The following is a 12,260-nucleotide window of genomic DNA, read 5'->3' as shown; positions in this document are numbered from 1 at the left end:
CTGGCAGATGGCGGAAATCAGCCGAGCGAAACGATCGCCGCCTCGTAGTTCGGCTCGCTGCCAATCTCGCTGACCAGTTCGCTATGCAGCACGCGATCCTGCTCATCCAGCACGACGACGGCGCGCGCTGCAACGCCCGCCAGAGGGCCGCTGGCGATCGCCACGCCATAGTTCACGAGAAACTCTGCGCCGCGCATGGTCGACAGATTGATCACGTTCTCCAGACCCTCTGCGCCGCAGAAACGCTTCTGTGCAAACGGCAGATCCGCCGAAATGCAAAGCACCACGGTGTTTGCCAGTGCATTGGCCTGAGCATTGAACTTGCGTACCGAGGTGGCGCAGGTTGGCGTATCGACACTGGGGAAAATGTTGAGGATCTTGCGCTTGCCGGCGAAGCTCGAGAGCGCGACGTCGGAAAGATCAGCACCAACCAGGCTGAATGCCTTGGCCTGCTGACCCTTTTGCGGGAATTCACCGGCTACCTGGACGGGCGCGCCTTTCAGGGTGATTTCGGTCATTTGCTTGGCTCCTTGATATACAGAGGCAGAAAAAAGCCGTGGGACAGTCAGCCCCACGGCTCTGGAACTTGAATCGAGCAGCCGGTGATCGCGGGTTGCGCTCGCCGGCCGATATCGGACATCAACTACGCGCGAAATATTCCTTGGTCAGCTTGACGACCACCGGACTCAGCAGCAACAGCGAGAGCAGGTTCGGGATAGCCATCAGACCGTTGAGCGTATCGGCCAGCAGCCATGCGAAGTCGAGCTGCGCAATCGCTCCGAACGGCACCGCCAGAACCCAGATCACTCGGAACGGCCAGATGGCCCGGGTGCCGACCAGAAACTCCCAGCACTTCTCGCCAAAATAACTCCAGCCGAGGATGGTCGTGAAGGCAAAAACCACCAGTGCAATGGTGAGAATGATCCCGCCAACGCCCGGCATTGCCGACTCGAACGCCGCTGCCGAGAGCGCCGCGCCGCTTTCGCCGCTGGTCCAGACGCCGGTGCAGATGATGGCCAGACCGGTCACCGAGCAGACGATGATGGTGTCGATGAACGTACCCAGCATACCGATCATGCCCGAACGCACCGAGCTGGTGGTGGTGCCCGCCGCTTGAGCGATACCAGCCGTACCGAGGCCCGCTTCGTTGGAGAAAATACCGCGGGCGACACCAAAACGGATCGCAGCCATGACGGCTGCACCGGCGAAACCACCGGTAGCGGCAATCGGCGAGAAGGCGTGAGTGAAGATCAGATCGAACGCAGCCGGAATGGCCGATGCATTGACCACTAACACCACTGCAGCGGCAATCAGATAGGCCAGGCACATGAACGGAACCAGCGATGCAGCCACCACGCCGATACGACGAATGCCACCCAGAATCACCAGACCTACGGCCACCATGGTGATCAGACCGGTTGCCCACAACGGCACCGAAAAGGTGGTTTCCAGCGCATGCGCCATGCTGTTGACCTGGACCATGTTACCGATGCCGAAGCCGGCCAAGCCGCCGAAGATCGAGAAAGCGGTACCGAGCCAGAGCCACTTCTTGCCCAGGCCGTTCTTGATCGCATACATCGGGCCGCCGACATGCTCGCCACGGTCGTCCTTCTCGCGATAGTGCACCGCCAGTACGACCTCGCAGTACTTGGTCGCCATGCCGACCAATGCGGTGCACCACATCCAGAACAGCGCACCGGGGCCGCCGAGGAAGATAGCGGTCGCGACACCTGCGATGTTGCCGGTCCCGACAGTTGCCGCCAGGGACGTCATCAGCGCCTGGAACGGACTGATTTCACCGGTCGCTGCATCACCCTTGGCGCGTCCACGCCACATCAGGGCGAAACCTGTGCCGATACGGGTCAGCGGCATGAACTTGAGCATGACCATCAGGAACAGACCGGTACCGAGAATCAGCACCAGCATGGGCGGGCCCCAGACGAGGCCGTTGACGCTATTGACGAGGTTGTTCAGAAATTCCATTCGAGCACCTTATTTCTTATAGGCGAGTTCCCTCGCGTTAGGGTCGCGCTACCGTGGAGCCGTTGAAAAACATGACGCTTGTGGCGGTGGTTTTTCAGCGACCAGGTAACGACGATTCCGATCCGCCTCTGGAGCCATGCGCAGCGCCGAGGTCGCCAGGCGCATTGCAAGACTCGTGCTAGAGCGTTGCGCGGTTATAACCGCGACGGTCGGAAGCGTGGATGCTACCACTGCATTCGCTCGTTGGGCTCAGGGCAATCGCGCCAGATTCAATGATCGAATCGACGAGAAAACAGACCGAACAGTCAAACCCTGGCACTCACGCCCCGCGAATAACGAATGGCACGGAAAGCGAAATCAGCGTAGCCCACTCTGGTGCGCCTGCCAGTCGTGATTGAAGCGCTTTGGTGCGCGCCATCGGCCCCGCGACGAATACGGCGTCGAGATGGTGCAGCCGAGCGCGGCGCACCAACAGGGGTGTGCGGGTCAATCAGAAATCGCGGCGGTAGAACACGTCCAGGGAGCTGGCCAATCCGCTGGCCGCTTCGAGGAATATTCGGCGGGTCAGTTGATAGCGCAGTGCGATGGTATTGGACGGTTCGAATACGCCGACGCCGTAGCGCAATGCAAGTCGCTCGGTCAGCCGCCCGGTGGCCACCACACTGGTACCGGCTCCGGTGCCCTCGGTGTCCAGCTGGAAATCCTGAATGCCCAAACGCTGCGCCAGCCCGCCAGTGATGGATGAGCTGCCGGCCAGACCGAGGCCCAGCGCGGCCTGAGCCAATAAGTTGCTGTCACCGGTGTCGGCGCCCAGCGGCCTGCCCAGTACGAGGTAGGCCAGTGCCTGTTCCTGGCTCATGGCCGGCTCGGAAAACACGTCGATCCGCGGCTGCTCGGCACTGCCGGTAATGCGCAGGCCGGCTACGACGTTCTCTGCCTCGATCCGGCGTATCGCTTCGATATTGAGGAACGGCTGGCTGATCAGGCCGGTGAACAGCAACTCGGCGCGGCGGATGGTCAGCCGTTGGCCATAGGCGCGATAGCGGCCGTTCTTCAACTGCAGCTCGCCCCGTGCATCGAGGTTGTCACCGATGTGCAGGTAGCCGGCAAGATCGGCGGTCAGGCCGAAACCCGTGAAGCGCAGACGATCCTGGCCCACCTCGACATCGATATCCATTTTCACTGCCAGCGGCGTGGCCGGTTCCTCTGCCTCGCGTCCGACGATGACGGTGTCTTCGGAAACCCTGACGGTCGCAGGTGGCAGTTCACGGACCGTGATCGCCCCCCGCGGCACTGCAACCCGACCGCTGACAGTCAGATCCTGGCCTCTCAGCACGATGCGCAGGTCCGGCTCGACTTCGAGATCCGCGTATGGCTCGACCACTACAGGCAAGCGACTGCCCTTTATCGCCAGGTCCAGATCCAGCGCGTCGCGCCAATCCAGAGCGCCGCTGAGGTTGCCGCGTCCCTGTTCCCCGGCTCGCCAATCGCCATCGATGCTCAGCCGCTCACCTTCGATCAGCAGGCGGACCCGCAGATCCTCGAACGTCGTGGGTAGTTCGCTGCCGGCTATTTCGCCACCGCTGAGCAACAATTGGCCGTTGAGCGTGGGCTGCTGGAGGCTGCCGGAGAGCTGACCGCTGCCGTTCAGCTGGCCCCGCAAGCGCTCGACCATCGGCACGAACGGGCGCGCCACGGCCAGATCGAGACCGCTCAGGCGAAACTCGCCATCAATCGGCTTATTCTCCGGGCGCGGATCGATGCGGACCTGCACGTCGAGTTCGCCCAGCTCTCCACCTTGGAAACGCAGCTCGCTATCGATGCGCTCGGGCAACAACCGGCTGTTGAGCGCAAGGGTCTGGTATGGGAAGTCGTGCCACTCATCCGCGTCTCGAATACGCAGGACGCCGGGGCCAGCGTCGACCTGAATCCGGCCATTGGGGCCGCTGGCAGGCAGGTCGAGTTCGATATCGGCGTTCAATTCGCCCTGCCAGCGGAAGTCTTCGGGCAGGTATTCGGCAAGAGACTGCAGCGCGAAGTCACGCAAGCGGTAGCGAATACGTGGGTCAGGCATGATGCGTTGATCTTCGGCGCAAAGGCTCGCGGGGCCAGAGATCCAGCAGTGCGCACCCAGCTCCAGGCGGCCATCGGCGAAACGCTGCAACGCAGCAGGCCGTTGCAGTGCCCAGTTCTGCTGCTCTGCGCTGAGCTCGCCGCGCGTCAGCCGACCAAGCCAATCCTCACCGCGCAGACCGCCGTCGAAGGCCAGCTGGAGATTGATTAACGGGCCCTGCAGCTGCAGGTCAGCCTGATGCTGTTCCGCTGTGCCTTCAGCATTAACCTGCAGCGCGCCCAAATCGGTTTCGCCGGCGCGAATGCGATCGGCATTGAGCACCAAGCGACCGCGCTCGCCATCGGACAACTGGCCCTGAAGGCTGAGGCGGCGTAGTCGATTGTCCTGGTAAGCGAGATTGCGGCCGCTGAGCTCGACCTGCCCACTCGGCGCCGCAGCGGTTCCGCCCAACGTCACCTCACCGTTCAGCTGGCCGCTAAGGTCGGGCCAAAGCTGCGCCAGGCGGCGCAGCTCCAGCTGCAATCGCCCGTCCAGTGTTTGCGCCCATGCACCCTCACCATGCACACGGTTATCGCCCATGCGCAGGTCGATTACCGGCAAGTTCCAACGCTCGCCCTCGCCGCTGGCCTGCAACTGAAGGCTGGTGTCCTGCCCACGCAGCCGACCGGTGATATCGAGGCGCGCCTCGGCCTGCAGGTGTTCATCACGCAAGGCACCCTGGCTTTGCAACGTACCACCGAGGTTGCCCGGCAATTCCGCCAGCCAGTACGCCGGGTCGAGATTGCTCAGGGCCAGGTCGGCTTTCCAGTCGATGCCATTGGCGAACCCGACGCTGACCGAACCAACCGCACTGCCCTGCCCGGCTCGCAGTTCCAGTTGCGGCAGGTGGACGGCTTCCAGATTGCCGCTGACCGGGCTGTTCAGCGTGAAATCTCCGGCAGGACCGGTCATGGCTGATTCGAAGTTGCCGAGGTAGTTGCCGTCCTCGTACTGGATCTGCGCCTTGAGTTCGCGCAGCGTCACCGGGGGCTCCTCGATCTGCGGATACAGTTGCCGCCAGGGAAAATCGCGCCAGAGCAGATCAGCGTTGGCGGCCAACCCCTGTTGCCAATCGACATCGCCGCTCAGCCGCACGTGGCGCTGCTCACCGGCGTCCAGTTCGAGCATGGCGATCTGCGCCCCGCTGGGGATGACGACACCTTCGAGCGCCACCCGCACGGCTCCGCCCTCGCCTGGCAACAGGGTCGTGCCGAGCAGACGATAGCCATCTTGCATGTTGCCGCTCGCAGTCAGTTCCAAATCGTTCAAGCGCAACGTTTCCGGAAGATCGGGCAATGCCTTGAAACCATCGGCGTTCAGTCTGATGGTCGCCGGCAGCTGATCATCCAGCGCATGCAGCTGGCCGCTGAGGGTGCCATCCAGATAGCCCTGGCTCTGCACCTCCAATTGCAGCTGTTCGCGCAAGTCACCTTCGATGGCGATCATCAGCGCCCAAGGCTGTTCGTCCGGTGACTGCAATGCAGCCTGCCCTTGCAACTGCAGCGGCCAGTCGCCGCTGGGTTGCAGTCGACCGGTCATCGACAGATCGAGATCATCCCTCCGCAGATCGAGTCGCTGGATATCCAGGCCCTCAGCGCGCCAGTTCGCCTGTAGCTGCAGATGGCGCAACTGCTCGGCGTCGTTGAGCGTTAGCTGACCGATTTCGATGCGTTCTACCTGTAAAGCCAACGGCAGGTCGATATCCGGCAGGCTGAATGGCTCAGCGTTGGGGTCAGGTTCACTCGGCGGAAAACTGAGACTGATATTCCCTGTCACCAACTCATCGATGCACAGGGTGCGCTTGAGCAGGCAAGCCGGCGACCAGGCGAGTCGGGGCTGCTGCACCTCCACACGGTTACCGTCCTGCTCCCAAATCAGTCGATCAGCCTGCCAGTGTTGGCCGAGTCGACCTTCGAACGCCTCCACCGTCAAGCCGGGAACCTGAGCCAGCAGCCAGCGGCTGCCGGCAGATGTGCCAAGCAGCACGCCAAGCGTGATAGCCAGTAGCAGCACCAGCCCAAGGAGTGTCCAGCCGATGCCGCGCAATACTCGGCTCACAGTTCAGGCCCCATGGAAAAGTGCAGGCGGACGCCGCCTTCGCTGTCCAGCGGATGGGCAACGTCGACGCGAATCGGACCGACCGGTGAAACCCAGCGCACGCCAACGCCAACGGCGCTTTTAAGGGTGGGAATCTCCAGCGAGTTGAAGGCATTGCCTTGGTCGACAAAGGTCGCGATGCGCCATTTCTCGGCGATCGAATACTGGTACTCCGCGCTAACGGCGAATTGGTAGCGGCCACCGATCTTGTCGCCATCGGAGTTGGTCGGCGACAGGCTCTGGTAGTCGTAGCCGCGCACGCTCTGGTCACCACCGGCAAAATAGCGCAGCGAAGGCGGCACGTTGACGTACTCATCGGTCCAGTTACCGCCAAGTTGTACCCGGCCGAGAAAGCGATGCCGCTGGCCAAGCGTGGTCAGCCCGCGCAGCAGCACATTGGCGTGGACCAGGTCGGCATCCGACAGCACGCCGGATTTGGCCCCAGCCACTTCGAACTGCAAGCGGTAGCCGTTGCTGGGATCGATACGATTGTCACTGCGCAGATAGCTATAGGCGATGCCAGGCATCAGTAAGGTGCTGGTCCCCGAGTCATCGCCAAGTTTGTATTCCTCGTGCTGCCACTTCAGCGATACCACGCGCAACCAGCCACTGGGCAATCGACTGTGCCATTCCGGCCCAACCTTCAGCAGGCGGCTCAGCGTGTCGGTGCCGGCAATTTCCTCGTACTGATATCCGCCAACGAAGCGCAGCTTGTCGGTCAGCGGCGGATCAAGGGGAATGTCGTACCACAGCCCGACGTTCTGACGCGGCGCGGACAGCTCGGTTTCGGCGCCATAACTATGACCCTGCGGGTTCACCCAGTGGCGGGTCCAGTTCAGCCGGATGCGCGGACCGACATCGGTGGAATAGCCCAGGCCAAGACCGAAGGTGCGCGGTTTGCGCGTCGTGAGGGCCACCGCTACGGGAATGCGTTGATCGCTGGCGCTGGTCGGGTTGGCATCGACGCGAACACCTTCGAAATAGCCACTCGACTGCAATGCCTGACTGAGTTCGGCGACCAGCTCGGAATCGTAGGGTGTATCAGCGTCGAACGGCACCATGCGCCTGAGCAGATCGTCATCGAACGGCGCATCCCCTTCGAATCGCACATCACCCAGGCGGTAGCGTGGCCCGCTGTCGAATACCAGCTCGATATCGGCGGTGTTTTCACGCGGATCGACCGCCAGGCGCTGGCGAGTGAACCTGCCATCGAAGTAGCCGAAGCGCGACGCCTGATTGAGAAATTGCTGCTTCACGTCCTCGTAACGACCGTGATTGAGTACATCGCCCTGGCGCAAGGTGCGCTGGGCGACGCGAAAGCCGGAAAACGCTGCTGCCGGGCCGTCCAGGCGAACCGTGATATTGCGCAGGCGCACCGGGTCGCCGGTCTGTACGCGGACGACAAGGGTCGGTTCGTCCCCTTCACGCACATCCGTTCGAATCCGGCTGCGGTAGTAGCCCAGCGCTTGCAAGGCTTTCTCTGCCTGACTCTGGGCTACTCGGCTGTAGCGCAGCAACTCATTGGCATCGCGATCACCCAACTCACCGATGTAGTTCTCGATGTTTTCGCGCAGCGCCCGGTTCTGCGGCTCGATACGAACTTCGAGCTCAGCGGCGCTGGCATGGATGCCGTTCAACATCAGGATCGTGGCTACCAGCGGGCCGATTCGGTTCGATTTGCACATGGCGCGCAATGCTAGCACGGGCGTTCTGGCAGGCCCGAGCGCTCGGGCTAGACAGTATGTAAGGCAACTTTGCGGGGGGGCGGGCATCGGCTGATATCGAATGGTTTCCCAGTCAGACTGGTCCGTCCGGATAAAATTCGACCACACCTAGCGCGCGGCTTCCATCCGCCTTGGTGCAGGATGGAAAAAGATGTGTTCCACCACCGGCCCGACGGCGATCTGGCCGATCTCTTCGTAGCCCTGTCGCTGATAGAAGTTCAGGTAACGCGGGTTGCCGGTATCGATAACCAGGCCCTGGGATGTTTCGTCTTCGGCACACCATTCATGTACGGCCTGGAGCAGCTGCTCCCCATAATGCTGCCCCTGAAATTGCGGATGCACGCCGAGCAGCGGCAGCAGATGCACCGCTCCGGCCGGTAGGCAGGCCAGCACCGCTGCGTGGTAATCCAGATAGCGGCGCGTACAACGAAACCCGGCGGTCAGCAGCATTCGCGCGCGCCAGGCCCAACTCTCGGTCACATCCAGCCGGCGCTGAGGCGGCGCAATCAGAGCGACCGCGATCAGGCGATCATCGAGAAGCAGGCCAAGCCCTGGCTGTTGCTGCAGAAAGTGTTGATTCACCAGTTCCCGCACCGTTGCTCGCACCCGTTGCTGATAGCCAGGGCGGTCGGCTTCGAACAGGTGGGCGAAAGTCGGTTCGTGACGGTAGGCGTGATACAGCAGCGAGCGGGTTTCGCGGGCATAACCACTATCGAGCGTGCGAACCTCGGCAGACATCGGCATGGCATCTTCTCGGTTTTTTTTCATGGGAGACTGCTTGCAACTTAGCAGCGCTTGGCCCGCCCTGCCACGCCGATGAACCACTCGCTCGCGGCTGCTCGGCGGCCATCGACGCGGGCGCTTGCGAAGCGCACGGCATCGCCGCAGGCATCTCGACAGTTGGTAAGCCTGGCGCCGGCTCTCTAGAATCAGCACTTTCCGCCCACGACAGATCGGCAGTGAAAGCAGCACCCTGCTTGTCACCGGTAAAAGCCGATAACAGCCATCACGGAATCTCATGAAAATCGTTTCTTTCAATATCAATGGTTTACGTGCAAGACCTCATCAGCTTTCTGCGATTATCGAGAAGCATCAGCCGGACGTCATCGGCCTGCAGGAAACCAAAGTTTCTGACGAGCAGTTTCCGCTGGCCGACATCGAAGCGCTTGGCTATCACGTGCACTATCACGGGCAGAAGGGTCATTACGGCGTCGCCCTGCTCTCGCGGCAGGCGCCGCTGGAGATTCACAAAGGCTTCCCCACCGACGGCGAAGAGTCGCAGAAACGCTTTATCTGGGGCCGCTTCGCTGACGCCAATGGCCAGCCGGTAACCGTGATGAACGGCTACTTCCCGCAGGGTGAAAGTCGCGCTCACCCGCTGAAATTTCCTGCCAAGACCAAGTTCTATGCCGACCTGCAAGCACTGCTCGAACAACAGTTCAAGCCGGACGAGTCGCTGGCCCTGATGGGGGACTTCAATATTTCCCCGCAGGACTGCGACATCGGCATCGGCGAAGTGAATGCCAAGCGCTGGCTGCGCACCGGCAAGTGCAGCTTCCTGCCGGAAGAACGCGAGTGGCTCGAGCGCATAAAGGGCTGGGGCCTGCAGGACAGCTTCCGCACCCTCAACCCGGAAGTCGTTGACCGTTTCAGCTGGTTCGACTATCGCAGCCGCGGCTTCGAGGACGAACCTCGTCGTGGCCTGCGCATCGACTACATCCTCACCACCGCCGCGTTGCACGAGCGGGTTATCGATTGCGGCGTCGACTACGACATCCGTGCGATGGAAAAGCCTTCCGACCACTGCCCGGTCTGGATCGAGCTCCGTTGACTCGCCATCCGGACGCCCTGGCTGTCATCTTTCGGTAACCGAACCGTCTTAATCTCGCGGCCTTCTACAAGGAGGTCGCAAGATGATGCCAGGCTTGATTGGACGGTTCAGGAATCGGGCGTTGCCCCTGCTGTTGCTCGTGCTGGGTGGCATATCAAACAGTAGTCTTGCTGCGTTGCCCACTCCGTCAGACGGATCGGCCGTTTTGCGCATCCATGGCTCCAACACCGTGGGTGCCAAGCTGGCCCCTATGCTGGTCGCCGGGATGTTCGAGGCCAAGGGCTTGCAGTCGATCCGGATCGACCCGGCAGGACAGGAAAACGAGCAACGCGTCACCGCCCTGAACCAGCACGGCCAGTCCGTGCTGGCACTGGTCGCCGCCCACGGTACCGGTACCGGTTTTGCCGGGCTCAAAGGCGGCACGGCAGACCTCGCCGCCGCTTCCCGGCCGATCAAGCAGGCCGAAGCGCAAAGCCTCGCCGCCTTGGGCGACATGCGCAGCGCCAAGAGTGAGCAGGTCATCGCTATCGATGGCCTTGCGGTGATCGTCCACCCCGATAACCCGGTGCAAGCCCTCAGCGTGGAGCAGGTAGCCCGCCTGTTCGCTGGCGAGATCAGCAGCTGGCGTGAGCTGGGCGGTGCGAATGTTGCCGTCGAGCTGCACGCGCGTGATGACCAGTCCGGGACCTACGACACCTTCAAGGAGCTGGTGCTAAGCAGCCAGGGTCAGGCATTGGCCTCGAGCGCCGTGCGCTACGAGTCCAACGATGCCCTATCCCAGGCGGTCAGCCTTCGTACCGGTGCCATTGGATTTGTCGGCCTCGCCTCAGTCGGCAAGTCGAAGGCGCTGGCGATCACCGACGGCGATTCACATCCCATGGCGCCCAGCCAGGCGCTGGTCGCCACCGAGGACTACCCGCTGTCACGCCGGCTATTTTTCTATGCCGATCCTCAGAAGCAGTCCGCCTGGACCCGCGAGTTCCTAAGCTTCGTGCACAGCCCGAAAGGACAGGCCATTGTCGAGAAATCCGGTTATGTCGCCCAGGCGATCGCGCCGATTAGTCTGCCGCTGCAGGCGACGATGCCTGCCGCTTACCAACAGTTGGCCAGGGAGGCACAGCGACTGACCGTCAATTTCCGTTTCGCCGAGGGCAGCGCGCAACTGGACAACAAGGCCCAGCGCGACGTGCAGCGCTTGATCGAACATCTCAAGGCGCACGACAAGCAGATGAACGCTGCCGTGCTGGTCGGCTTTGGCGACGCCCGCAACGACCCCGCACGGACAGCATTGTTGTCCAAGCTGCGCGCCATGGCGGTGCGTCGCGAACTGGCGAGAGGCGGCATTCTAGTCAAGGAAATCAACGGATTGGGTGATCAACTTCCAGTGGCGTCTAATAGCGAATCTGGCCGCATCAAGAATCGCCGCGTGGAAGTCTGGGTGTACTGAAGCGAATGCAAGATCGTATCGGCCAGCGTTCACGGGCGTACTGTCACGGGTGTCGGCGCCGGGTTTAAGCTCGGGCGATTTCCGCCAGCAGGAATCGTCCATGTACCTCGTCTGTGGTGAAGCGCTTTTCGATGTGTTCGCGGCCCCGACTGACAGCCGCAGTCGCCTGAATCTGGAAGCCGTCGCAGGTGGCTCACCGTTCAACGTCGCAGTCGGGCTGGCCCGGTTGGGCGCGCAGGCCGCGCTGCTGGGTGGGCTCTCCCGCGATCATTTCGGTCAACGCCTGCTCCAGCTTCTGCAGGACGATGGCGTCGCCACCGAGTATCTTGCCGTCTTCGATGCGCCGACCACCCTGGCGATGGTCGCCATCGGCGCCGATGGCAGTCCGGTCTACAGCTTTCGCGGCGAAGGCTGTGCCGATCGCCTGCTGCAGCCCGAACACCTGCAAGCACTGCCAGCCGCCATACGCGGCATCCATTTCGGTTCCTATTCGCTGGTGACGCCGCCGATTGCCGATACGCTGCTGGCCCTGCTGCATCGCGAGCACGCGCAACGTCTGATTTCGCTCGACCCGAACATCCGTCTCAACGTCGAGCCCAGCCTCGAACGCTGGCGCGAGCGGGTCGAAGTCTTTGCTGAGCGTGCGCATCTGATCAAGGTCAGCGACGAGGACTTGGCCCTGCTCTATCCGGGCATTGCGCCAGCGAGCATCGCTCAGCGCTGGCTGGACAATCACACCGAGCTGGTGGTGCTCACCCGCGGTGGCGACGGCGCGCAGCTCTTCAGCCGCAAGCATGGGCAGCTGCATGCGCCAGCACAGGCGGTGACGGTGCGTGACACCGTGGGCGCCGGCGACACCTTTCACGCCGCTTTGCTGGCCTACCTGGCCGAACAGCAGCTGGACTCGCCCCACGGGCTCGCGCAGATGAGCCCTACCCAACTGCAGACCATGCTCGCTTTTGCCAGCAGCGCGGCCGCTATCACCTGTTCCAGACGCGGCCCGGAACTGCCCTACCGATACGAAATTGACTGACCGGTTTGGCCATTGCGCCCTCAGCAGCTATA

At 62.3% G+C, this 12,260-nt stretch carries 8 protein-coding genes; 3 read left to right on the top strand and 5 right to left on the bottom strand.

What is annotated here, in order from left to right; translation table 11 throughout:
• Nucleotides 1-17 precede the first annotated feature (17 nt).
• The 5 genes from tpx to SM130_RS11015 all read right to left on the bottom strand — a co-directional run bounded on the left by tpx (nucleotide 18) and on the right by SM130_RS11015 (nucleotide 8,661).
• Nucleotides 18-518, bottom strand: coding sequence for a thiol peroxidase (gene tpx, locus SM130_RS11035; protein WP_102825982.1), 501 nt, complete (start codon nucleotides 516-518; stop codon nucleotides 18-20).
• Nucleotides 519-639: 121 nt separating this feature from the next.
• Nucleotides 640-1,983: an alanine/glycine:cation symporter family protein gene (locus SM130_RS11030; protein ID WP_102825983.1), complete on the bottom strand. Its 1,344-nt coding sequence runs from the start codon at nucleotides 1,981-1,983 to the stop codon at nucleotides 640-642.
• Nucleotides 1,984-2,473: 490 nt separating this feature from the next.
• Complete coding sequence (locus SM130_RS11025) at nucleotides 2,474-6,154, bottom strand: translocation/assembly module TamB domain-containing protein (RefSeq protein ID WP_102825984.1); 3,681 nt, start codon at nucleotides 6,152-6,154, stop codon at nucleotides 2,474-2,476.
• On the bottom strand, nucleotides 6,151-7,833 hold the full coding sequence (locus tag SM130_RS11020) for an autotransporter assembly complex protein TamA (RefSeq protein ID WP_423835167.1): 1,683 nt from the start codon (nucleotides 7,831-7,833) through the stop codon (nucleotides 6,151-6,153). Before SM130_RS11020 ends, SM130_RS11025 begins: the two co-directional genes overlap by 4 nt.
• Before the next feature lie 192 nt (nucleotides 7,834-8,025).
• Entirely contained in the window at nucleotides 8,026-8,661 is a 636-nt protein-coding gene (locus SM130_RS11015; protein ID WP_102826143.1) for a GNAT family N-acetyltransferase, read from the bottom strand.
• Nucleotides 8,662-8,935: 274 nt separating this feature from the next.
• Here SM130_RS11015 and xthA point away from each other — a divergent pair, with 274 nt between their 5' ends.
• From xthA to SM130_RS11000, 3 genes are all read left to right on the top strand, one after another.
• Nucleotides 8,936-9,748, top strand: a complete 813-nt coding sequence (gene xthA, locus SM130_RS11010; RefSeq protein WP_102825986.1) for an exodeoxyribonuclease III — start codon at nucleotides 8,936-8,938, stop codon at nucleotides 9,746-9,748.
• An 82-nt stretch (nucleotides 9,749-9,830) separates the two neighbouring features.
• Nucleotides 9,831-11,195, top strand: a complete 1,365-nt coding sequence (locus SM130_RS11005) for a substrate-binding domain-containing protein (protein WP_102825987.1) — start codon at nucleotides 9,831-9,833, stop codon at nucleotides 11,193-11,195.
• A gap of 100 nt (nucleotides 11,196-11,295) precedes the next feature.
• The gene (locus SM130_RS11000; protein WP_102825988.1) at nucleotides 11,296-12,228 is read left to right on the top strand and encodes a carbohydrate kinase family protein; all 933 of its coding nucleotides are present in this window, start codon (nucleotides 11,296-11,298) and stop codon (nucleotides 12,226-12,228) included.
• The last annotated feature ends 32 nt before the right edge of the window (nucleotides 12,229-12,260 follow it).

The organism is Stutzerimonas stutzeri (assembly GCF_038561965.1).
Classification (GTDB): Bacteria; Pseudomonadota; Gammaproteobacteria; order Pseudomonadales; family Pseudomonadaceae; genus Stutzerimonas; species Stutzerimonas stutzeri_AA.
The sequence above is the reverse complement of the archived record's forward strand: the minus strand, read 5'-3'. Positions and strand labels throughout refer to the sequence as shown.

Coding starts and splice junctions, on each gene's coding strand:
- tpx (WP_102825982.1), bottom strand. CDS start 518: ATGACCGAAATCACCCTGAAAGGCGCGCCCGTCCAGGTAGCCGGTGAA.
- SM130_RS11030 (WP_102825983.1), bottom strand. CDS start 1,983: ATGGAATTTCTGAACAACCTCGTCAATAGCGTCAACGGCCTCGTCTGG.
- SM130_RS11020 (WP_423835167.1), bottom strand. CDS start 7,833: ATGTTGAACGGCATCCATGCCAGCGCCGCTGAGCTCGAAGTTCGTATC.
- SM130_RS11015 (WP_102826143.1), bottom strand. CDS start 8,661: ATGCCGATGTCTGCCGAGGTTCGCACGCTCGATAGTGGTTATGCCCGC.
- xthA (WP_102825986.1), top strand. CDS start 8,936: ATGAAAATCGTTTCTTTCAATATCAATGGTTTACGTGCAAGACCTCAT.
- SM130_RS11005 (WP_102825987.1), top strand. CDS start 9,831: ATGATGCCAGGCTTGATTGGACGGTTCAGGAATCGGGCGTTGCCCCTG.
- SM130_RS11000 (WP_102825988.1), top strand. CDS start 11,296: ATGTACCTCGTCTGTGGTGAAGCGCTTTTCGATGTGTTCGCGGCCCCG.